The 23747-nt window shown below is 42.1% G+C and carries 16 protein-coding genes; 7 read left to right on the forward strand and 9 right to left on the reverse strand.

Annotated elements, in window-relative coordinates; all coding sequences use genetic code 11:
• Positions 1-8: 8 nt before the first annotated feature.
• The 4 genes from QTN47_RS16425 to QTN47_RS16440 all read right to left on the reverse strand — a co-directional run bounded on the left by QTN47_RS16425 (position 9) and on the right by QTN47_RS16440 (position 7234).
• On the reverse strand, positions 9-1049 hold the full coding sequence (locus QTN47_RS16425; RefSeq protein ID WP_369330487.1) for a SusE domain-containing protein: 1041 nt from the start codon (positions 1047-1049) through the stop codon (positions 9-11).
• Positions 1050-1068: 19 nt separating this feature from the next.
• Positions 1069-2658 carry a RagB/SusD family nutrient uptake outer membrane protein gene (locus QTN47_RS16430; RefSeq protein ID WP_369330488.1) on the reverse strand — a complete coding sequence of 530 codons (1590 nt, stop codon included), beginning with the start codon at positions 2656-2658 and terminating at the stop codon, positions 1069-1071.
• A 26-nt stretch (positions 2659-2684) separates the two neighbouring features.
• Positions 2685-5684, reverse strand: a complete 3000-nt coding sequence (locus QTN47_RS16435; RefSeq protein ID WP_369330489.1) for a SusC/RagA family TonB-linked outer membrane protein — start codon at positions 5682-5684, stop codon at positions 2685-2687.
• Between the two features lie 524 nt (positions 5685-6208).
• On the reverse strand, positions 6209-7234 hold the full coding sequence (locus tag QTN47_RS16440; RefSeq protein ID WP_369330490.1) for a LacI family DNA-binding transcriptional regulator: 1026 nt from the start codon (positions 7232-7234) through the stop codon (positions 6209-6211).
• Between the two features lie 204 nt (positions 7235-7438).
• Here QTN47_RS16440 and QTN47_RS16445 point away from each other — a divergent pair, with 204 nt between their 5' ends.
• The 3 genes from QTN47_RS16445 (at position 7439) to QTN47_RS16455 (ending at position 9953) form a co-directional block, all read left to right on the forward strand.
• Positions 7439-7639, forward strand: a complete 201-nt coding sequence (locus tag QTN47_RS16445; protein WP_369330491.1) for a hypothetical protein — start codon at positions 7439-7441, stop codon at positions 7637-7639.
• Between the two features lie 322 nt (positions 7640-7961).
• On the forward strand, positions 7962-8597 hold the full coding sequence (locus QTN47_RS16450; RefSeq protein WP_369330492.1) for a TetR/AcrR family transcriptional regulator: 636 nt from the start codon (positions 7962-7964) through the stop codon (positions 8595-8597).
• Positions 8598-8633: 36 nt separating this feature from the next.
• Positions 8634-9953, forward strand: a complete 1320-nt coding sequence (locus QTN47_RS16455) for an ABC1 kinase family protein (protein ID WP_369330493.1) — start codon at positions 8634-8636, stop codon at positions 9951-9953.
• Between the two features lie 109 nt (positions 9954-10062).
• On the opposite strand, the gene QTN47_RS16460 is transcribed toward QTN47_RS16455, so the two are convergent.
• Positions 10063-10923 (reverse strand): hypothetical protein, encoded by an 861-nt coding sequence (locus QTN47_RS16460; RefSeq protein ID WP_369330494.1) that lies wholly within the window; start codon positions 10921-10923, stop codon positions 10063-10065.
• Positions 10924-11245: 322 nt separating this feature from the next.
• Here QTN47_RS16460 and QTN47_RS16465 point away from each other — a divergent pair, with 322 nt between their 5' ends.
• The 4 genes from QTN47_RS16465 (at position 11246) to QTN47_RS16480 (ending at position 14676) form a co-directional block, all read left to right on the forward strand.
• Positions 11246-12490 carry a peptidase U32 family protein gene (locus tag QTN47_RS16465; protein WP_369330495.1) on the forward strand — a complete coding sequence of 415 codons (1245 nt, stop codon included), beginning with the start codon at positions 11246-11248 and terminating at the stop codon, positions 12488-12490.
• Positions 12491-12493: 3 nt separating this feature from the next.
• Positions 12494-12715: a ferredoxin gene (locus QTN47_RS16470; protein WP_369330496.1), complete on the forward strand. Its 222-nt coding sequence runs from the start codon at positions 12494-12496 to the stop codon at positions 12713-12715.
• Positions 12716-12897: 182 nt separating this feature from the next.
• Complete coding sequence (locus tag QTN47_RS16475; protein ID WP_369330497.1) at positions 12898-13722, forward strand: phosphatase PAP2 family protein; 825 nt, start codon at positions 12898-12900, stop codon at positions 13720-13722.
• A gap of 132 nt (positions 13723-13854) precedes the next feature.
• A complete protein-coding gene (locus QTN47_RS16480) occupies positions 13855-14676 on the forward strand; it encodes an alpha/beta fold hydrolase (RefSeq protein WP_369330498.1) in 822 nt (273 codons plus the stop codon).
• Here the strand turns inward: QTN47_RS16480 and QTN47_RS16485 are convergent.
• The 4 genes from QTN47_RS16485 to QTN47_RS16500 all read right to left on the reverse strand — a co-directional run bounded on the left by QTN47_RS16485 (position 14669) and on the right by QTN47_RS16500 (position 23724).
• Positions 14669-15460: a helix-turn-helix domain-containing protein gene (locus tag QTN47_RS16485; protein WP_369330499.1), complete on the reverse strand. Its 792-nt coding sequence runs from the start codon at positions 15458-15460 to the stop codon at positions 14669-14671. The genes QTN47_RS16480 and QTN47_RS16485 overlap by 8 nt on opposite strands.
• A 238-nt stretch (positions 15461-15698) precedes the next feature.
• Positions 15699-21428 carry a PKD domain-containing protein gene (locus QTN47_RS16490; RefSeq protein WP_369330500.1) on the reverse strand — a complete coding sequence of 1910 codons (5730 nt, stop codon included), beginning with the start codon at positions 21426-21428 and terminating at the stop codon, positions 15699-15701.
• Between the two features lie 293 nt (positions 21429-21721).
• Complete coding sequence (locus QTN47_RS16495; protein WP_369330501.1) at positions 21722-23134, reverse strand: carbohydrate porin; 1413 nt, start codon at positions 23132-23134, stop codon at positions 21722-21724.
• Positions 23135-23271: 137 nt separating this feature from the next.
• Entirely contained in the window at positions 23272-23724 is a 453-nt protein-coding gene (locus QTN47_RS16500) for a PNPOx family protein (RefSeq protein ID WP_369330502.1), read from the reverse strand.
• Between the last annotated feature and the right edge of the window lie 23 nt (positions 23725-23747).

A 23747-nucleotide genomic window follows, 5' to 3' on the forward strand; every position in this document is an offset into this window, starting at 1 on the left:
CCAATTTTTTAATGCTTTTTCAGTATGTAGGTAAACTTCGCGGGATTGCTCAGGTCTAGCGTTACATCATATGTTCCCGCTGCATCTATAACCAGGTTGGCGCCACCATTTGTCAACGTGCCTTCTGCATCCCCTTTTCCAAGATTTATTGCCCAGTCTTTATTCGCACGGAATTTCATTTCACCTGCGGCAAGTGACAATGTCAATTTCCATGTATTTGAGGCGGCATCAAATTGCATCACTTGATCATTTACGGCATCCCATCCACCAACTGCAGAACCAATGATTGCCCAAACTGTTTTAGTATATTTCCAGGTAAGGTCATCAATGTTCGCTTCTATCAGGTAGTATGCGGGATCTGGTACTGTGAGGTTATCACCGGTTGTGCTCAATTTACCAGGACCGCCCGTTCCATAATTGGTATGGTTCCAATCTGCCGCGCTGGTTATCTTAAACATGGTGTTTGCATCGGGGAAATTTACATAGCCTGAATGCAAGCCTTTTCCATCCCCGGAATACAGCTGTGGCGCAGTTGCAGGAGACCAGTTCTGGTAGCTTCCGGGCATCCATAACCAGGACTCTTTCAGGTATGAATTGATGGTGAGATCAACCACATTTGAATAAGTGGCAGGATATGAATCGCTGATCTTTGCCTGTACCCTTGCTTCGGCAGCATCAGAAGTATAGGCTGTCAACCCAAGTTTCAAAGCAATGCTATTCAGCTGATCAACTGTTAAGGTAGCTGATGCTGTACCGTTTGCGAAAGTCATCCCTACCGACTGTGCGGAATCAAAGTTCTTTCCTTTTTTGCCAAACTGCAATGTATAGGTAACCACCGCATCGTAACCAAAGTTGGATGCGGAGCTTGTAAACGTAGCGGCATTGTTTGCTGCGCTGTCTTTCTTTAAAACAAAATCCGTTTGAGAAGCAGCGAGTGTAATTGCACTGCCCTGGTTCGCTGTAGTGCGTACTTCATCTTTTTTACAGGATACGCCGAACAACGAAACAAGCGCAGCAAGCAATGTTAATATGGTGAGTCTTTTTTTCATGACACGAGATTTGTAATGATTAGTACTTATCATTTTGTTTTAAGTTGGGGTTAGCAGTAAGGTCGGTAACCGGAATCGGGAAGATGTTGAAATGTGCATCCACACCGGTACCGTTTTTCACACCACCCTTCCATGGCCATACATAGTTGCTGGTGGTGAACCTGTTATACCTTATCAGGTCGGTTCTTCTGAAACCTTCCCAGTACAATTCGCGTGCACGTTCATCCAGAATGAAATCGAGACTAATATCTGCTACATTTCCCGAAGCATCGCCATAAGCTCTCTGACGCAGTTTATTGATATAGCTTATTGCAGTTGCTTTGTCACCACCAGTGCCGCCGCGCAATACCGCTTCAGCGTAGATCAGGTATTGTTCAGCCAGGCGGAAAAGCGGGAAATCCACATCACTAAAGCTTTGAGAAACATTGCTGCCCGGTGTTCCGTCTGAATTTACATTTCTGAATTTTGCAACAGCCAGGCCATCTGTAAATGCAGATACATTGTCAATCTCGATCTTGTCACCCATAAACATGGAGCGTGAATCTTTAGTCGTCGCATAGTTTCCAAACAGCAAAGGCAGATTTTTTGTGGTGCGTAAGCCGCCCCATCCACCGCTACTGATTCCGAATAATTTCTGATCCATGCTGCCACCAACTGACGCGTTAATAATAAAAGAAGTACCGCCGTAGCTCTGTGTATGTAAACCATCATAAGCAATTGGAAAGATGACTTCGTTGTTATTCTTATTATTATCAGCCAGGAACAGTTGATTGTATTTTGCCTTCAGGTCATAGCCGCCGGCAATTACTTTGTTTGCATAAGTAAGCGCATCCGTATACCTGGCTGTTCCTGTATAGGTTTCAGCATTCAGATACAATCTTGCCAATAATGCCCAAACAGTAGCCTGGTCGGCACGTGCGTATTCATTTTGGTGAGGAGCAACCATCAGTGGTTCTATTTCTTTTAGTTCCTTCTCTACATAAGTAAAGAGATCTGCTCTTTTTATTTGAGGAGGCAGGTATTTACCGATAGGATCATTTTCCGTAACAAATGGAGGATTTGCATACAGATCCATCAGCACCCAGTACTGAAACGCTCTGAGAAAGCGCGCTTCAACCCTGTAATGTTTAATGTCATCTGCATCAGCTCCGCTAATACCGCGACCAGCAACTTTATCATCTGCAGATTCCCTGATGAACTCGTTACACATGCTGATCTGGAAAATAGCACGGTCATACAAACCCAATAGGAATGGATTTGTTGATGTCCATGACTGATAGTGCAGATCCGGAATGCCCGGGTCGTTCCATCCGCAGATGGCTTCATCTGTTGTTACTTCCTGTGCGTTGAAGAATGTACGCAGGAAATCGGCATTACTACCTTCATCAAGCCCCTGTACGTCAGGCGAACCTGCAGGACCTGCGTTACCAGTCAATGCAAAGCTTCCATAGACTTTTGCAAGCACTTGTTTGTAACCTGCAGGTGTTTTGTACACAACATCCGCAGTAATATCATTTGTCGGCGTGCGGTCCAGATCCTTGGTGCATGATGTTGCAATTACTGCAGAACCCAGAGCCACACATATATATTTAAATAAATTCTTTTTCATCTGTTTAGTTTTAACCGTTAGAATTATTAGAAAGCAAGGTTTGCGCCCACAGTATATATTCTTGGTCTGGGATAGAACTTGTTATCTATACCGCCGAAGATTTCCGGATCAACACCTGTGTATTTTGTTACAGTAAATACGTTCTGACAGTTCGCATTCAGGATCAATCCAAACCTGCTTTTACCCAATTTTCCTAAGTTGTAGGTAAGGCCAATGTTATCCATCTTCAGGAAAGATGCATTTTGCACATAGTAGTCAGACAACGCCTGTGAATACTTGAAGTTTGTATTTAATACATCTGTTGTTCCGTTCTGTAAATATTCCAATGGATTCAACATTGTTTGCGTTCTGTCCAGGTTGGATGCAACGTTGTTATACATATAGTTACCCAGGTTTGCACGCATCACCATGTTCAGTCCCCATTGCTTGTAATTTAGCTGGGTACTGAAGCCAAGGATAAATTTCGGGAACGGAGATTTGTAGTGATAAAGATCTTTCTGGTTAATGATGCCATCTTTGTTCAGATCCTGGTAAGCGCCTTCAATTGGTTTACCATTCGCATCATACACTTGTTTGTACACAAAGAATGAGTTGGTGTTATAACCAACAGAGTTCATCTGGATGTTATATCCTGTTGCACCGGCAATACCACCTGTTGGGTTACCCAGGAAACTGGAGTCTGCAACTGCTGTAAGCTTGGTGATCTTGTTCACATTGTAAGTGAAGTTGAAGCCGATGTCCCAGTTAAAATTGCTTGTTCTTACTGCATTGGCGTTGATGTTAAACTCAATACCCCTGTTTTCCACATTTCCAACGTTTGTCAGCAACTGGTTAGCGAAGTTGGAACCAACGGGGATCGGAATAACGCTTAACAGATCAGAAGTTTTCTTGTAGTAGAAATCTATGCTACCGTTAATCCTGTTTTTCAGGAAGCCATAATCAACACCCACGTTGTAAGCTGCAGTCTGTTCCCATTTCAACTTGCTGTCATAAGCGCTTGGTCTGTACATATTGTACAATGAATTGCCAAGCTGGTATTGCGCAGTATTGTTACTAAGTGCATATACAGGCAGGTAAGAATAGTTGGCTATACCATCCTGCTGGCCTGTTTTACCATAGCTTAAACGCAGTTTCAGGTCTGAAAGCACATTGGAGTTTTTAAGAAATTCTTCTTCCTTCAAACGCCATGTGAAGGCAAGAGAAGGGAAGTAACCCCAGCGGGAATCTTTTGCAAAACGTGATGAACCATCTGAACGGATAGAACCTGCGAGAATATATTTTCCATCGAAAGTGTAGATCAGGCGAGCATAGTAAGAGATCAGGGTGTTCCTTGGCTTATCGTAAGGAAACGCCGGTTTTGTATTCATGATGGTATCACCATTCGCACGTAATGTGTAGTAATTGTAGTTCGTGCTCATGTTATCATAGTAACCATAACCTGCAGTTGCGTTGATGTTACTTTTGATAGATTTGATGTCTTTGTTGTAGTTCAGGTAAAACTCACCAACCCTGTTGGCAATCTCCTGTTTGTATTTTGACATTCTGCCTGAGTCTGTCCATGCCTGTGCAGCATAGGCCGGAATAAACACATCGCCGTGTCCGTGCGATACGTCATAACCCAGGTTTAAGTTGGCATGCAGTTCAGGAAGAAAATGAAACGAATAATCGAACTGAATGTTGCCGTAGCTTCTTTCAACCTGGCCTTCATCGTTCTTTTGCATCAGCAAAGCAACCGGATTGCGTGTTGCCTGCCCGTTGGGAATCGCATCTTCACCTGTACCTTTTGTCCACTCATAATAGCCGCCGAATTTTCCTTCTGCATACACAGGTTGTGTTGGATCGAAGGTTGCAGCAGCGCCAATGGCATCCTGGTTAGCAAAACGTGTTTTGGTGACAGCGCCTTTCAGGTTAAGATCAACTTTCAGGTGGTTGTCAAAAAATTTAGGATTAAGACTTATTCCTAAAGAACCGCGTTGCATTTTATCCGTTTTCAAAATGCCTGTCTGGTCAAGATAACCGGCAGATACACGGTAAGGGATATTCTTTACAGAACCTGTAACATTCAGGTTATTATCTGAAGTTATACCTGTCTGATAGATCTGATCCTGCCAGTCTGTGTTCGCTGTTCCAAGCAATGCTTTTTGCGCATCCGTTCCCAGTGAATCGACCAAAGTGTGGAATTGATTGGCAGAAAGCACATTCACTCTCCTTGCTACTTTTGACAAAGAGAATTGCGTATTGAAGTTGAAGACAGGCTTTCCGGCTTTTCCTTTTTTGGTGGTGATAAGAATCACACCGTTAGAAGCTCGGGAACCATAAATGGCCGTTGATGCCGCATCTTTAAGAATCGTCATTGACTCAATATCGTTCGGGTTGATCAGGCTAAGCGGATTGGCTACACCGGATACGGCGGCAGAACCATCAGGATTTTTAGTATAAGCCAAAGGCACTCCGTCAATCACGATCAACGGATCATTGCTGGCGCTAAGTGAAGCACCACCGCGAATACGGATGGTACTTCCGCTACCAGGCGCTCCGCCGTTTGAAGTGATAGAAACGCCCGGCGCCTTACCGGCAATCAGTTGTTCCGGAGTTGTTATAGATCCTTTCTGAAAATCTTTTGAAGTAACCGTGCTTAAAGAACCTGTTGATTCTTTTTTGCGCGCAGTACCATAGCCGATAACAACCACTTCACCAATATCGGTAGTGCCATGTTGCAGCGTAAAGTCAAGTGTTTCATCACCGCTTAGCTGAAGCGTTTTTTCCAGCTGCTGGTACCCGATGAAGTTGACTGTGATTGTGTATTTACCAACGGCAAGGTTGGCAATTTTGTAATGGCCGTCTATGTCGGCAGCTGTGCCTCTATTTAGTTCTCTGATGGTAACAGATGCGCCGGCGAGGGGCTGATTGTTTTCACCTGTAACTCTTCCTTCGATAGAACCTTTTTGTTGGGCGTAGAGAAAAGTAGATAGCAGGGAGCATACACTGAGGAGTACAAATTTCCACAAGGGAGATGTTTTTTTCATCTGGCTCGTAATTTAAAGTGACTAGTTTGTTGCTAACAGCGGTTAGCGGGTATAAAAGTAAGTAGGGAACGTTCCCGAAAATTAACAAGTCATTTCGAAGTTATTAACATTACATTTTTAATGAATTTGTAAAAGAGGGATTTTATTTTTTAATCTATTTTATATCAGCTATAAAAACATTTAATTATTTCATAAATTGAAATAAAAACATGTGGATAACTTCTAGGGAACGTTCCCGAAGTAAGAAGATGAAAAAACGTTTTTGCAAAATTTGAACGCTGAATTAATGAACCATTTGAGGATTTTTTTAAACCATATAAGGCATATAAGGGAATATAAGGTTGACGCCGGGTAGAATTCGTCCGCCGCAAGCTTAACCTTCCGTTTATAGTTTTTTTGTGAATATGATAGCATATGTTTACGGAGCTCATACTTCTAAACAACTACTTATATTCTCTTATATGCCTTATATGGTTTAAATTTTCTTCCAATCGCGAAGCGTAGCGAGCGATTCCAACCAAAAATTACATAGTTCCAACCGCCGAAGATTTGCGTTGTATTAACTCAGAGTTCAGCACAACTTTCCGTGTCGCAAAATCTGCTTTGGTTTCATCATCAGCAAGTATCTTGAACAGCACATCTGCTGCTTCAAGCCCCATGTTATAAGCTGGTTGAATAATAGTTGACAATGCAGGATTCAATAACGGTGCTATTTCAAGACCGGAAAAGCCTATTACTTTAACCTGTTCCGGAATAGAAATATTCAGCTCCATGCAGGTGTAGTATGTTGCAATAGCCAGACGCTCAACCGATGCAAAAACGCCATCCGGTCGCAATTTGGAGAATGTATCAGAAAGAATGGAAATATTCTGTGTAAGCTCATTGCTGCAATCAACAACAAGATTATCGTCCGTCTCAATGCCGTATTTATCCAGCGCATCCAGGTAGCCCTGCATACGCGTTTTACCAATGGACAAATTTTTATTCACCACCAGATAGGCAATTCTTTTACAGCCCTGCTGTAACAGGTGTTCCGTGGCAAGAAAGCTACTTTCATAATCGTTGGTAGTTACTTTCGCGGTTTCAATATCCTCATACACACGGTCAAAGAATACCAGCGGGATATTTTTCTTTTGAAGCATTTTCAAATAGCTGTGATCCTGCTCCTCCCCTGAAACGGACATGATGATACCATCCACTTTTCCATTACTGAGGTTCTGAACGAAGGAAACCTCTTTTTCAAACTCATCATCTGTCAGACAGATCAGAACACTATAACCGTTCTTTTTCGCCACCTGCTCTATTCCGTTAATGGCCTTGGAGAAGAAGTTGTTTGCAATCTCGGGAACAATAACCGCAATAGTGTTGCTCTTTTGAATTCGCAGATTACTGGCGTGGTGATTAGGTGTAAAATTGAGCTCCCTCGCGCGCGCGAGGATCCTTTCTTTTGTCTCTTTATTGATGCCACTGTTGTTTCGGAAGGCCCGGGATACGGTGGATTTTGAAAGGTTTAAATCTTTTGCAAGCTCAATAATATTAATATCTGCCATTGCGGCAAATCTAATTATAATTCAATAAAAACCTAATCTGCGCTTAGCGTACGGTTAATTAAATTGAGATAAAAAATACCGTTAAAAAACCGCGTGAACCGGTCGTGCATAGGCGCATGACTATCATCTTAGGGTATAAACACCCAATACTGGCATGGAAATTTGATTAAGGTAGTTATTACTTAATTTTTAAAATTTTCAGTCATGCCAAACACTAAAACAGATAAGTTAGGTTTTTCTACAGAAAATCCTGATACGCAAAGAAACATAGCTGCAAAAGGTCCAAGCCAGGGTGTTGGTAAAGCAGACAGTCATCATGCTGTTGGGCATCCATACGATGAGGACCTTCAAACCCAAATAACAGCAAAATCGAAGAATAAGAAACAAAACATGAAGAAGAAATAGGGGTTTTTTAATTGAAAATTGAGAGTTGATAATTGACAATGTGTGCATGCCTAAAATAGGTTGCAACTCTCAATTTTTATTTTCAGGAACAGTCGCCAATCCAGGAAAAATCTTCGTTCAATTTCATTTTCAATTTTCAATTGTCCCTTATCAATTATTAAAATCCTCCGCCGATCCATTGTCAATTTTCCCCGCCTGAACGACCTTAGTCGGGCAGGAATTTTCCCTTATCAATTATTAAGATTCCTGCAACTTATTGTGTGCTATCTTTACTTATCTGATTTTCTACGCTTATTCTCCCTTAAAATCTAAACGCTTTTTTATGGATAAACAACAAATCCGCGACGCCTACGAGCTGTACTGGCTCGAGAATGGAACAAGGCCCATTTCAGTATTTACTTTTTGTAAAAAACTTGATATATCAGAGCCCGATTTTTACAATGAATACAGCTCTTTTGAAGCCATAGAGAAGGATATCTGGCTGTATTATTTCAATAAAACGGTTGATCAGATACAGAATGACGAAACATACAAGCGATACACGGTAAGAGAGAAATTGCTAACATTCTATTTTGTATGGGTTCAAACATTAAAAGAGCACAGAAGTTATATTTTGTTGCACAAAAAATCACTCATCAATTATGGTGTGATGCAACCCAAACCAGATGTGCTGGAAAATTTCCGCAAAGCCTTTTACGAATATGTGCGCAACCTGATTAAAGAAGGTTATTCCACACATGAAATAAAAGAAAGAAAATACATTTCCGACAAGTATGTTCATGGATTTTGGGTGCAGGCATTATTCGTGTTGCGTTATTGGCTGACTGATACCAGCGAGAAATTCGAAATGACAGATGCGGCTATTGAAAAAGCTGTTAACCTCAGCTTCAAACTTATTATTGAAAACACGTTAGACAGCCTGGTTGACTTCGGAAAATTTCTCTTCACAAAAAAATAATGGACAAGAACTTTTTTCTGCTCCATCCAGATATACATGAAAGAACAATCTAAGATCCCTACTTCCAAAATAGAAAGAGCGGGCCGCTTTGTGTCTACCGGTTTCAAAGTTGGCACCAATTACCTGAAACATTACACCCGCAAACTGGTTGATCCGGAGATTGATAAAGAAGATCTTCACCAGGAAAATGCAGAGGACATTTATGAAACACTGAGCAATCTGAAAGGAAGCGCGCTTAAGGTTGCACAGATGTTGAGTATGGACCGAGGTATGCTGCCCAAGGCATATTCAGAACGTTTTGCCATGTCGCAATACAGTGCACCACCTTTATCCGGTCCGCTTGTTATAAATACATTCATAAAGACATTAGGCAAAACGCCGGCTCAGCTTTTTGATAAGTTTGAGATCAGTGCTGCAAATGCTGCATCTATCGGCCAGGTACATCACGCCTGGAAAGATGGGAAAAAGCTGGCTATTAAAATACAATATCCAGGTGTGGCGAACAGTGTCCGGACAGATCTCCGCATCGTAAAGCCTTTTGCCATGCGGCTTGTAGGTATGAGCAAGGTTGATATGGATAAGTATTTTGATGAGATAGAAACGAGGTTGCTGGAAGAAACAGATTATACGCTGGAGTTTAGAAGATCCGTTGAAGTATCTGATCTTTGCGCGTATATACCCAACCTGGTTTTCCCCAAATATTATCCGGAGCTTTCCTCAGAAAAGATCATCACGATGGATTGGCTGGAAGGCAAGCACCTGAAAGAGTTTTTAGAAGACAGGCCTTCGCAGGAAGTACGCAATAAAATTGGTCAGGCTCTGTGGGATTTTTATCAGTTCCAGGTACATCAACTTAAAAAAGTGCACGCAGATCCACATCCGGGCAATTTCCTGATGCGCAATGATGGTACCGTTGGTGTTTTTGACTTTGGCTGTATTAAAGAAATTCCTGAAGATTTCTATGTGAATTATTTTAAACTGACTGAGCCGGAAATTTTAAAGAATGATGAGGAACGGAAACAAATCTATCTCAACCTGGAAATGATTCATCCTGGTGACACGCCAAAAGAAGTAGCATTTTTCTCGCAACTGTTTCAAAAAATGATTGACCTCACCACCTTGCCGTTCACAAAAAAAACTTTTGATTTTGGTAACGACGCCTACTTCGAAGAGATTTACTCTTACATGGAATACATATCGAATCTTAAGGAAATAAGGGATTCAAAAAATGCCAGGGGTTCCCGGCATTCGCTTTATATTAACAGAACATATTTTGGGTTGTATTCGCTTTTAAATGATTTGAAGGCAAATATTATTACGGATAAAAACAGGATACTGGATTTAACGGGCGGTTAATTTGTAGAGACGTTGCAATGGTAGAGACGTTGCAATGCATAATGCGTAGAGACGTTGCAATGCAACGTCTCTACAATGCAACGTCTCTACATGCGGATACGGCCTTCCGTTATTGCGGCGGCGCCGCGGTTGTATTGTTGTTTACAATTGGCCATATACCAGGCGTTGGAACGCTTACACCTTTTGTACTACCTCTTGTGCTATTATCAGCTCCGAAATAATATAACGGCCATCCTTTATAAGTAAGCTGTGTGCGGCCAAATACCTGGATGGAACTAAAGTCCGCTTTACTTAAAAAACTTGGAACCATATTAACTCCGTTTATTTCTGCAATTGGCCAAATAGCATTGTTGCTAAAGTCAGGTTTGGTGAACGTATTTGTATTCATCTTGTCCGGCTTAAATGAGTAAAGTGTTTTACCGACACTGTCCACAATAAAGAAAGTAGCTTCAGCTCCCGGAGTATAATCGCTTTTATACTGCACACCGTCTAATCCAACAAGCTGGGCTTTGGCAACCATTACTGAGTAATCCGGCTTTGCAACAAACCAAATGTTGCTTACATTATCTCCATTAACATCTCCGGCAGCAGCATCGTTTGCATAGTAATAAAGCGGCCATCCTTTATAAGTTGTCTGCTTAGAGCCATCGGAGCGGGTGATCACAGCGAAGTCGCTGGCATTTAAACCGGCAGATAATGTAGGATTTTCCTTTAGGAATACCGGCCATACTGCAAGGCAACCACCAGTGCAAGCAGACGCGCCACTTACATCAAGTGAAAAGAAATACAGTGTTCTTCCCATACTGTCCGCCAGGATATTTCCGAAGGTCGAATTATTGATTAATTGAATACTCGGTTTTGGCGTTGGAGTAGAATTAGAATTATAACTGCTACTCTTAGAGCACGAAACAGACACCAGGCATGTTGCAACAACAATATATAACAACCATGAGGTTTTAAACTTTTTCATTTAATTACGTTTAATGAGGAATTGTGTTTGTTTGCGGTACCATAATTAGTAATACGTCGAGATGGCGCCGGGGTTGCCTGGGAGGCAGGAAAAAGCTTAGAGCTAAAGCCCAGAGCTTAGAACCGGATATAGCTACAAATAAGCTACACCGCTTAATAAAATTTTTCGGAGTAGACATAATAAAGATTGGAAGGCAGTTCTGAGTAGTCGACAATGGCTTTAGTTTTAAGCTTTAGGCTTTGAGCTTTCCCATGACTTTTATCATTTTCCATCTCCCCCATCCTCTCCACCTTTGCCGCATTTTTAAATGCAACTGTGAAGAATGTCACCTTCTATTGAATTACTATCTCCTGCCGGAAATTTTGAATCTTTAACTGCAGCCGTCCAGGGAGGCGCCGACGCTGTGTATTTCGGTGTTGATCAGTTGAATATGCGCGCCAGGGCAACGATGAATTTTACCTTGCAGGATCTTTCTGCTATCGCTGAACAATGCCACGCAAGCAATGTCCGCGCCTATCTAACGCTGAATACTATCGTGTACGACCACGATCTTTCCCTGATCAAAACAATTCTTCAACAGGCGAAAGCCTCATGCATCGATGCCGTAATTGCTGCAGATCAGGCCGTTCTTGCTTATGCTTCATCTATTCAAATGCCAGTGCACATTTCTACACAGGCAAACATTTCCAATATTGAAGCCATCAAATTCTATGCACATTTTGCGGATGTAATGGTACTGGCCCGTGAACTTAGCCTGAAACAGGTAAAGACTATTTGTGATGAGATACAGCAACAGCAGATCTATGGACCTTCCGGCAGGCTTGTTAAAATAGAGGTGTTTGCACATGGAGCTTTATGCATGGCTGTTTCAGGAAAATGTTATCTGAGTCTGCACAGCCACAATGCATCCGCGAACCGCGGGGCATGCATTCAAAATTGCAGGCACAAATACCGTGTTACAGATATTGAAGAAGATGTTGAATTGGAGATCGACAACGAATACATCATGTCATCCAAAGATCTGAAGACCATCGACTTTCTGGATGAACTTATCGCATCAGGCGTTTCCGTATTAAAGATTGAAGGACGTGGACGTAGTCCTGAATATGTGAAAACGGTAACATCCTGCTATCACGAAGCAATAGACGCATGCGCAGAAGGCATCTTCAGTGAAGAAAAAATATTTGAATGGACTAACCGGCTGCGGGAAGTGTATAACCGTGACTTTTGGGGCGGTTATTATTTAGGTCAGAAAATGGGAGAATGGAGCAATGCTTCGGGGTCAAAGGCAACTACTAAAAAGATCTACCTGGGAAAAGGTAAACATTATTATAGTAAAACGCAGATTGCAGAATTTGAAATAGAAGCTTATCAATTGCATGTTGGCGACCGCATATTAGTCACCGGACCAACAACTGGTGCAGTTGAAACGACAATAAGCTCCCTGCATATAAATGATTCAGGAGCCGCAGAATTTGCGACTAAAGGTGATCGATGTGCATTTCCTTTGGAATGCGCTATTCGTCCGTCAGATAAACTTTACAAAATAGTAAACGCAAATCAGTAATGCATGCCTACCATTGTTTATAGAAGAAATAAATGCATTGGCTGCAATTACTGCACAGAACAGGCACCGGAATTCTGGCGCATGTCTAAAAAGGATGGTAAAAGTGTTTTATTGAATTCAATTGAAAAGAAAGGATTCTGGACATTACGCATCCGCGATGAGGAAACTGATATTAATGAAAGGGCAGCAACAGCATGTCCTGTAAAAGTTATAGAGGTTAGGTAGCAAAGGGTTGTGTCCTACATCTGAAAATGTAGGACACGTAAAGCCCGAAAAGCTCTGAAGCATGCAAGTGTCTTACAACTGCGGGGTGTGGGATACTTACTTCACGTTTGAATTGTATATTGCAGATAGCAACCTCGTCTTTTACGATAATTTGTTGTGACGGGAAGCGCTCAATTATCCTCATGGCAAAAATATTTACGCTTTTATTGTGTATTGTCTGTACATGCTCCTTCGCGCAAAAGACAGATGAGCATCAAAAAATATATCGTGTTCACCTTGGTTACGAATTACCGGCTTCAGTGGCAGCGATCGGGCTTTCCAATCTTGGCTTTAAACAATTGGGAAAGATTGCGTCTCTATCGGAAAGTGAAGCAGCTGCATTAGATCCCTACAGCATTAATTCTTTCGACAGACCAATTGCTTTTTTGAATCCTTCAGGATTTGAAAATGCAAGCAAAAAGTCCGACCTGCTTTTGAATGTGGCGCTTTTCAGCCCGGCATTGCTGGTGATTGACAAGAAAATCCGGCATGACTGGCTGGACCTCCTGACCATGTATGTAGTAACTCACGCAGTTGACAATGCCCTTTATTTTGCTGCACAGTTTTCCGTCCGCAGGCCAAGGCCTTTTACTTATAATCCTGAAGTGGCCTTGCAGGATAAGGTGGGTGACGGAAAAACCAATTCATTCTTTAGCGGACACACCGGTTTCGCAGCGGCATCCACATTTTATGCCGCAAAAGTGTATACCGATTATAATCACGTCAAAGGCTGGAAGCGAATGATGTGGTATGGCATTGCTTCTGTTCCGCCAGCGGTAGTAGGCTTTTACCGTACACGGGCAGGGAAACATTTTAAGACGGATGTTATTACCGGTTTTATAGCCGGAGCAGCATCAGGTATACTTGTTCCTGAATTGCACCGGATTAAAAAGAAAAAGGAAAATTTATCATTCGCGCCGTTTTATTCGGGAGATGCAAGTGGGATTACGGCTACATTGAGATTCTAATATAGATTATGCAGCATTTGTTTTTGGCAACATTGTACCCACTCGCCGAAAAAAATATATGATTAAAGGAACTATTCTCTTCCACTTGAAAATAATACATTAGTTTTTCAGACTGAAAATTTTCAACCTGGCATGACACCAAAAACACTAACAACCGACGGCTTGTCCGTTTCTTATCTTGAAGCAAATCCCGGCGCAGAAAAAACAATCTTCTTTATTCATGGTAATTCATGCACTGCCCGCATGTGGAAAAAACAGTTGACCGACACGGATTTAAAAGATTACAGATTGATTGCTTTCGACCTTCCCGGTCACGGACAGTCTGACAAGTTTCCGTTGGAAAAAACTTATAGTTTGCCGGCAATGGGTGAAGTGGTCGCCAAAGCGATTGTTGAGCTTAGCGGAGAAAAAGAATATATCGTCGCAGGTTTTTCCCTGGGTACCAACATAGTTGCCGAAACCCTGGCATTCGATTTAAAGCCTGCCGGTCTTGTATTTGCAGGATCATGCCTGCTCGGAGGAGAAATTGCATTTAGTGATGTTGCTCATCCTGATTTTGACGCAACTGTGATCTTTACCGACCATCCGCCAAAAGAGCAAGTAGATAAATTCTGGATCAACGCTTTACCACGCAGCGGAGCTGGCGAGGTAAGGTTATTCAGGGAAGACTATGATAAGGCAGACCCGCCGTTCCGACCATCTGTGCTGCAAACAGCTTTAAGCGGAACAATAGCTAACGAAATTGAACTGGTGCAACAATACGGCAGGCCTACTTTTTTCATTTTCGGCCGCGAAGAAGCTTCCGTAAACAACAACTATCTGGATAACGTTCCGTTGCCATTTTGGCGTGATGCTCCAACAATAGTGCCGGATGCCGGGCATTTTGTTACGTTTGAACAGCCCCGGATTTTTAACCGGTTACTCGCAGAATATGCCGATGAAGTGTTTAAATAATACCATTTTTTACGGCGAAACTGAGCAGCTCAAATGAATTTTTGCAATCAGTTTTTTGCAGCATGCTTTTGCGGTGATTATTGACCGTATTGATGCTGATCCGCATTTTTTCAGCAATTTGTTTGCTGCTCAGTCCATCGCAGATCCATCTCAGCACTTCTGCTTCCCGCCGGCTAATATCCAGCATTGTTAGCTCGGGATAGTAATTCTTTTGATAAACAATTTCCGCTTTTTTTGTGCCACCGGGTTTATGCAAACATTCTATCACATGGGTCATGCACTTGTCCCGCTTGAAAGGTGTTATATCTGTAACATATCCTACTGTTCCAAGCGGAACACCTTCGGGAGATAAAATAAAACTTGACCGTTGAAGGAGCGTTGCAAAATCGCCCTTTTGTGTTTTTATACGGAATGTGTGTGAGAAGACGAAGTTGACAGATTTTTCCGGCGCGTGATTGCTCAAAAAAGTCAGGTTCTCCGGAAATATGTTTTCGTTGTAAATTTCAAAATCGTCAGGATGCCATTTACCCACATACGCATCTACACCATTCTTTAAAAAATATGCTGCGGAATAGCCCACAATGTTAATCACCGCTTTGTGTACATAACCATAGTTTCTTACAGTGTAATCAATCATATAAGGCGCATTCCCGCTGTTAAATGTAAAATCGGTTCTTTCAAACGCTCTTCTCAGAAAGTGCGCTCCGGTTTTTACAAATGAAGGATTTTCCTGTTTTTGTGCTATTTCAAGGCTGCCGAGAAATGTATGTGAAAGGGGGTACATATCTAGATCTCAAATTTTTAAATAGCTATAAATGGCTATTTTTCGGAACAAGATACATATTTAATTTTACTTAATCAATGTGCAATTACCCTTTTTCGTCCCGGGACCTCTTACTAACTGTCAGCATGTTTCCCCGAGATTAAAAAACAAAGAATGGCGCCTTATTTATTCCCCCCGGGTTGGTTCACTATAACCAACCGCTATTCTTTTTTTATCTGTTTACAGTTATGCCTTTTAATTACCTTATCAGCAAAACCGTTCCTTTGAGCTGTATGTTTTTGTCTTCCTGGCAAACAGCATCAACTATATAAATAAAAGTAGAGGATTGGGCTGTTGGCCGTCCACCCACCACACCGTTCCAGCCTGCTTTTATATCATTGGGCGTAAAGTTCTCCCGGTAAAATACAAGTTTACCCCAACGGTCAAATATTCTGAAGTTTTTTATCTTTTTAAGAGCGTGTCCTCTGATATAGAAAATATCATTTATTCCGTCACCGTTTGGCGTGAAGGCAGTCGGAATATATACGGCTTCTTTATTGCAAAGCACATGCACAGCAATGGTATCAGACGCCGTACAACCCTCTTGTGTAAGGACACGCAAAACAATAGATTCATCATGATCGGCAATAAAGTTGAGATCCTGGCACGATATACATTTTGATGCTGTCGCGATGTTCCACAGATACGACTTGATATTCCCGCTTGCCGATGCGTGCAAGGTTACCGGACTACCGGCTGGTACAGTAATATCTGAGCCCAACGAAACTATGGGGTTATCCACTACGTTAACCATAACTGATTTCTTCTCGTCGGGACAGGCATTTCCACTAACACCGGTAACATGATAAGCAGTTGATGTAAGGGGTGAAGCGATTGGAGATGCTATGGTTGGGTTATTCAGAGAAGCGTAATTATCCCAAAGGAACAAAGAAGTGTTAGCGGTTGCCGAAAGCTGAGCTTTTGCACCTTTACATATTGTTTGTGTATCGCAAACTTTCAGATCGACCGGTTTATCAACCTTCACAAATACACTGTCAGTTATGGAGCAGTTGTACTTATTGGTTGCAGTAAGATAAAAATTGGTTGAGACGAGTGGTTTAACAGATAGCGATGCACCGGTTCTGGTAGCTAAATTATCGCCGCTCCCATTGTTCCAACTATAATTGTCTGTACCCGTGGCCCGCAATGTTACTGCAGATCCCCTGCATATTGTTGTATCGTGCGTTATTACAGGCGAAGGAAGCGGATGAACTATCAACAACATTGAAGAAGAGTCCGTGCAATCATGTTCCGATATCGCTTTGTAACTAACAATGTAATTACCTGTATCAGAGAACATTTTTACAGCATGATGAGCGACTCCCTTAACCGGAGTGTTATTAACTATCCATTGGTAACTTATTATTTTATCCTCAGAAGATGTGAGCGCAATAAAATCTACAGGCGTATTCAGACACGATTCCTTATTGGCAAAAAGTTCAACAGCCGGATTTCCGTAAATTTCAATGGCATTCTCTTTTGTTAAAGATGAACTACAATTGTTTTCCGTGGTAACATGCAAAGAAGCTGTGTGATTGCCTTTTCCAGCGTAATAGCGCGTTAGTGTAGATTGATCATGGTAGATAGAATCATCCAAACGCCATAAATAACCGGTGATTGGAAAGGCGGATGAAGAAGTATTAATGAAACTGACATTTCCCGCACCGCAGCGGACGGAATCCAACACAAGAAAATCTGCTTTAACCGAGTCGATTGTAATTGTCATTATTGCAGAATCCGTGCAACCATTTTTTGTTGTTGATATTAGTGTTAAGTTATGCTTACCTGATTGCCGATAGTTTGTATTTAATATTGTATCTGCCGAAACAAAAGCCCCATCTATCAGCCACGAATAAGAATGAATGGGATCGGCACTTGTAATATCCGGTTTATAATTCAATACCGGTGAATCAGAAGGGAGGCAAATAACGTTATTACCCTTTATGTTTAGGACAGGTGATTGATTTAAATGAATGGTAATCGCATCACTTTTGTCCGTGCAACCATTTTCCGTGGTTACAAACAATGCCGCTTTCACATCGCCGTAAAGATCGTATTTGTGTGAAGTCCCATTGTTTGCAACGGAATAATTTCCATCACCGAAATCCCATTCTGCTTTCGCTATTGTATTTGCCGGTGTTGAAGTATTTGTAAAGAAAATATTTCTGTTTTCTCCACAGATAGAATTCGCAGATGTAGTAAAACTGGCGCGTACATTATCTATGACAATTCTTTTGGAGGAAGAATCAATACAACCATTAATTGTTGTGGCAATCAACTTCAGATCATGAACACCTGCCTGACGATAATTGACATTTGGATGCTCATTTGTTGAAATCAGCGAATCATTTATCAGCCATTTATAAGTTTCAATAGCATCCGGACGCTCAATTCCAGCCGAATAATCAAAGGATGCTACCTCTTTTGCAAGACAAACTACTTCCCTGCCATTAATAGAAACTACCGGTTCCTCATAGATACTCACTTTTTCGTTCGCGCTCGCTTCGCAACCATATTCATTTTTTATTTCCAGGGCAATTTCATATTCTCCAGGCGTATTGTACTTGAATGCAGTGGGATGTATCTCATCAGAAATCAATTCGCCATTCACTTTCCATTTGTACGATGCTATTTCCGAAACTGCAGAAGCCGCAGAAACTTCTTTCACCGAAGCAGTGCCATTACCGCAAAAACGGAGGGAATCAAGTTGAAAAGCAGCAGATACTTTATCTACAATAACACTGTCTTCATTTACAAGCGAAATATGGCAACCTTCATCACTGGATATAATCACATTCGGCAAATATTTTCTGGGAGCCGTATATGTATGTGTTTGAGCAAACGCAGTTGGATCTACAGGTAACGTTCCATCACCAAAATCCCAACTGTAACTAGTTACATTTTTTGTGTCTGTAACCTTCATCTCAAAATCAAAAGGCACGCAGCCAACTGTGTTCTCATACCGCAATTTACCAGCCGGTCCTTTGATGTGTATGGGTTTTGTTATTTCATCAATGCAACCATCCACTCCCTCAACATGCAGCTTTATCATATAATCACCGCCCATCTCGTAAAGATGTCCGGATATATCTTTTTGGGCAGAACTACCTCCCTCACTAAAAGTCCATGTGCCTGGGCCGGCATTAAAAGATTTATTCGTACAGCTAACAGCGACAGGCGGACATTCATCCGGATTACTTATCTCAAAATCAGCGACGGGTTTCACCACCTTTATTAGCTTTTCTTTGGTTATTGTATCCTTACAGGCTGGCATATTTTGTTCCGCTACTGTGAGGGTTACTGAATACCGGTTCACATCTTCGGGATAGGCGTGCGTGGGGCTGGACAAGGAAGACGAGCTGCCATCGCCAAAAAGCCACACATTCATTGTTCCCGACGAAGTGGTGGATGCATTATAAAAATTCACGATCCCGCTTCCACACATGGAGTCCCTGCTAACGCTGAAACCTGCCTTTGGCCAATAGCTTTTAACCAACTTGCTGACGGTTTTTGGCGCCGACTTACATTTATCCACATCTGTTACGACGAGCTTTACAGAATACTCAGCCGCAACGGCCGATGCATTTTTGAAAGGCAATAAAATCTTTTCAGGGATATTGTCTTTAGTGTACGACAATGTGGGCGTTGATGGTTGAGCATCGCCTGTGCGCCATATATACCAATCCCATTTATCTATCGGTAAAGATGCATTCGGTGTGGACTTATCGGTGACGGCCTTGGTAAATTCAAGCGCTTTGCAGCTCAATATATCCGGTGCGTTATAATCCGCCTGCGGACCGCTGATTTGAACAAGATCAGGATATGTACCCTCTGTTATGCATCCGAGTTTATCAGTGATCTTGAGAGAAACCGGATATTTCCCGTTGGAACTGTACGTGTGTGTTGTGTAGCCATCTTCAGCAGGATCGAACGAACTGTTGTTGATTGTTTTGGTGGATTTATCGCCAAAGTTCCATACATATTGCTTTACATACTGTGCATGAATTCCGGACGTTCTGAACGGCACCTGCGTCTGCGTACAAGTAGCAGTTTTAGTAAGATAAATGATTGGTTTTTCATCAATGATCACCATTTTTTTGGTTGATGTACTTACAGCTCCTGTTAATGCATCCTTTCTTGTTACTGTTACATCATATTCTCTCGTTCCCGCAGCGGTGTATGTGTGAACAACAGGGTTCTTATTTCCTGTTGTGGTACCATCTCCAAAATCCCAGCTCAAAACAGAATAGTTATTATCCGTTCGTTTGCTAAAGTCATCCGTGAATATGATGGTGTTTTTATTTTCACAGGTGTTTAAAAAGCTAAATCCACCGCTGGCGGCATTTCCTCCGCTGCCACTGCCATCATCCCTGCAGTTGTCGTTAACCTGCACACTTATTCCATTTGAAACAGCAGTACATCCGTTTTCCGTGGCTATTTCTACCTTAACAATGTAAGAGCCTTCATTTATGTAAAAGTGACCAGCCGTATTTGTGGTTGTTGTTGAAGAGGTGTTATCGCCCCAGTCCCAGGTGTAAGATACTATTTGTTCATTCGCATTGGCTGCAGCCGTGGCCTGTATAACCAAAGGCTTACAGCCTTGTTGCGGAACAACATCCAGGGTTACCGATGGCTCCCGCAGATCCACAAATTGACTTACGGGTGAACTTTCGCAACCCGATATTTTGTCCTTAATAGTAAACGTTACATACTTTGAGGCGGCAGAAACGTAAGTATGCTCCGGATCTTCCAATGTGCTCAATTGTCCGTCACCAAAGTTCCATACATATTCATAGCCGGTTCCTTTGTAGTTTGAAATATTATCGAACCGGATAGCGAAAGGCGACTTACAAAGATGTGTTGGTGTTGCCTGAAACAAGGCTATCGGCGATGATTTGACGGTTGTGAAAGACGTAGCCTCGGAAGTACAGCCGATTGCCGACACCGCTTTTACTTTTATAAGATACGTTTCATTGTTGCTGAAGATGTGGCTTGCCGAAGCTCCGGCGGCGCTTGTATTATCATCCGGAAAGTACCATGTTATATTTTGTGCCAGCGATGAAGGGGAAGCGATGGCGGCATAGTTAGCAGATTTGCCAGTGCAGACTATTAACGGTGCCGACGAAATACTCACATTTGGCGTACCCGCATAAATGTAACGCGACGCGATAGATGATGGACAGTTTGTACCATTGTTCACAGTTAACTTCACATTGAATAAGCCGGCGGCCTGGAACTCGTGTTGTGGATTTTTATTGCTTGAGGTTCCTCCGTCACCAAAATCCCATGAATAACTAACGCTCCCATTCCCGGTAGATGTGTTATTGAAATTGATCGAGAAAGGACAGCTACATGAGCCATTTTTGTCGGAGCTAAATGCCGCTTTCGCGGGGTCAAATACTTTTATTATTTCCTTTGCGGCAACTTCGCTCTTGCAGTTATAGTCATTGTAAACAATAAGAGAAACGGTAAAATCTTTTTTATCTGAAAAAGAATGTACAGGGTTTTGAACTGTACTGCTTCCGTCACCAAAATCCCACTGCCATTTGGTTATCGCACCTGAAGTGGTGGTGGACCTATCGGTGAACGTAACATCCAGCGGCGCACAGCCTGCTACTGTGCTGGTTTCAAAACCGGCAACAGGTCTCGGTTTAACAATGATTGTTTTAGCACTTGAAACAAGCTGCCTTCCATCTTCCATCACCAGGGTTAGGGTAATTGGAAAATCTCCGTCTGTAATATAATTATGCCCGGCTTCAATATCCTTTGCTGCAAACGTGCCGGTAGTGCCATCGCCAAAGTTCCAGGTACGCGACACTACATTTCCCGGGATATTCGACACATCCGTAAACTTTACAGCGACAGGTGTGCATACTCCGGAAAGGGAAGTATCAAAAGCCGGAGCTTGAGCAATTGTTTTTAATGACATTAACAGAGAAATATACAAGAACAACGGTCTCATGAAAGGATTTGGAGTTGAATTAGAACATGGAACTAAATTGGATTGTTACAACGTTAGGGCGCTACCCGTGTTTCTCACGGCTGCTATTGAATGGTTGTGACAGCGCTGAATAATTACCCGTATTTGAACAATTGTTGAAAAACGAAGTCATGCAATTATTGGTGTTCAGTTTTTAAGGGAAGCATGAGTTTTATAAAAGGGCGACAACCAAATATAAAAAAGTTTTATGTAAAAAGTTTACTCAACCTTTCCCTTATTATTTACCAGATCCACCACTCAGCACCGATGCCAATAAACTGACCGATGCTCTTAGCTCCAGACTGTTGCAGATAAGTTGAATACAGATTGTTTGAAGCGAACTTGTTATAAAAAGCACATTCATATACAAGCCTGATCTGTGGTCTGGCCCACACGTCGCGTTTTCCGGTAGGAACTATTGTGGGAATAATACCCAGCTTAAACATGGTTGCATACGGTTGGGAACCATCTTTTCTGGCAGCGTAGTTGGCTTCATGGAGCAAGTGAAACCAATTGGTTATGTACCATTGCCCTCTGAAGCCAACTGCCAGATCGGTTTTTCTGTTAAATACCTGCCTGTTCATAAAGTCCGGAGCCTTATTTGTACTATCTGCCGCACCCTTGCTATGGGTATAAAGTGCATATCCGTTCAGGGAATAATTCCTGTTAAAGTTGGCAAGAAAATGTTCTGTGAGCGCAATTGAATAAGCGTTCTTAAACTTTCCGGTTTGCAAATTGGGAGCTCCGTAAGTAAGGAAGGTTTTTGAACCACCACCATCTCCGCCATTTGCGATTCCATATCCATAACGTGCAGAAAATTGCTGAAAAGATCCGTCGAGGAACTGTTTTATCGGGATAATATGTTTTACACCAAGAACAAAGCCGAGATCCGCAGGGTAATTATATCTTGTTGTATCGCTTACCGTTGCATTGTTGAGCTTGTGGAATTCGCCCAATATTTTAAACTGTCCCCATTTATTGCTAAAAAGCTGTTGCTCCAGGATATAAACCTGCCTGCCGCGGAGACCGAGCACTGGCGTATTGTTTACAATGTTCAGATAGAAATATGGCGGCACAGAACTGCTTGTATCTACTGCACCGGGCAGCATTACAGCGAATTGCGTGTTTTTGTACTTGATGCCAAAGCCCTGGCTGGTGTGATCATCAAAGTAAAAATAATCGGCGATATGAATATCACCTCCCCTGAAATAGCGTGCTCCCACCCAAACGGACCAGTTTGATCCTGCAATTTTCTTTGCTTCTACATATAGTTCCGGAATAGCTGTGGTGATACTACCGAATGATTTGGAAGTACTTCCTCCGATCAGTTGTCCTTGAGTGGGAAAAAAACCAAACCTGACCTGTGCATCAATGCTGGTGGTATCTTTATTGGCAGTTACAGGACTGAAATGAAGTGCACCGGCAAGTTCAAAATAATCACCTTCCTCCAGGCGACCGCCTACTGCGCCCATGCCGTTCAGGTTAAGATTGCGCCCTACAGAGCCAGTAATACCAGGCGCCCAGCCCACACCCACGCGACCATAAGAGCCGAAGGAAAAAAGTTTGTTGCGAACAACCGGTTCCTGGGCCAGGCTGAAGAATGACAAGCAGATTCCCAACCATGTACAAAGAACATACAATGCTTTCCGGTACATAGCGAAAGTTGGTTTATCTTATAACAACAAAAGGTAAAATGAGTTGAAATAAAAGAAACTAAATTTCACATATAACCGTAAAACCAAATAAGTGGTTTTTACGGATACGCTTTGTTTACCGCGAACACCTGACCCGGCTATTTATAGGCAACAAACAATCCACCTGATTCATTTCTTTCCCAAATGATTTTTCGTCCGAAACCCATACTGCTGTCTGTTAATTTAACTGCACTTAGGCGGATGGTAAAAATTTCTCCTTTCATGGCAATCGCCAGGGGATGTCTTTTATTATAAAAGAACGAAGCATCTCTGCATAAAAGATGCTTCGGATCAAGAACCTCTCCGTTAAATTGTATGCCTTTTATCGCCAGCTTGTTTAATTTGTCTGGCAAAATGGTACCTGAAACGCGCGCGTTTTCCCTGATTAAAAGAGCATGTTTTGAATTGGAAGAAGACTTAAAGTAAATAAGTCCTTCTTCAGCATTGAAAGCGAAAAAACATGTAAAACAATAAGGCTGGGCTTCAGTATCGATACAGCAAATAGTAGCCGCTGTTTGTTCTTTTATAAAATCTGCAATCTGCTCATTCATAGTACAGTGTTTATTTTTATTGG

Origin of the sequence: Danxiaibacter flavus (assembly GCF_041060425.1) — a bacterium.
Lineage (GTDB): Bacteria > Bacteroidota > Bacteroidia > Chitinophagales > Chitinophagaceae > Danxiaibacter > Danxiaibacter flavus.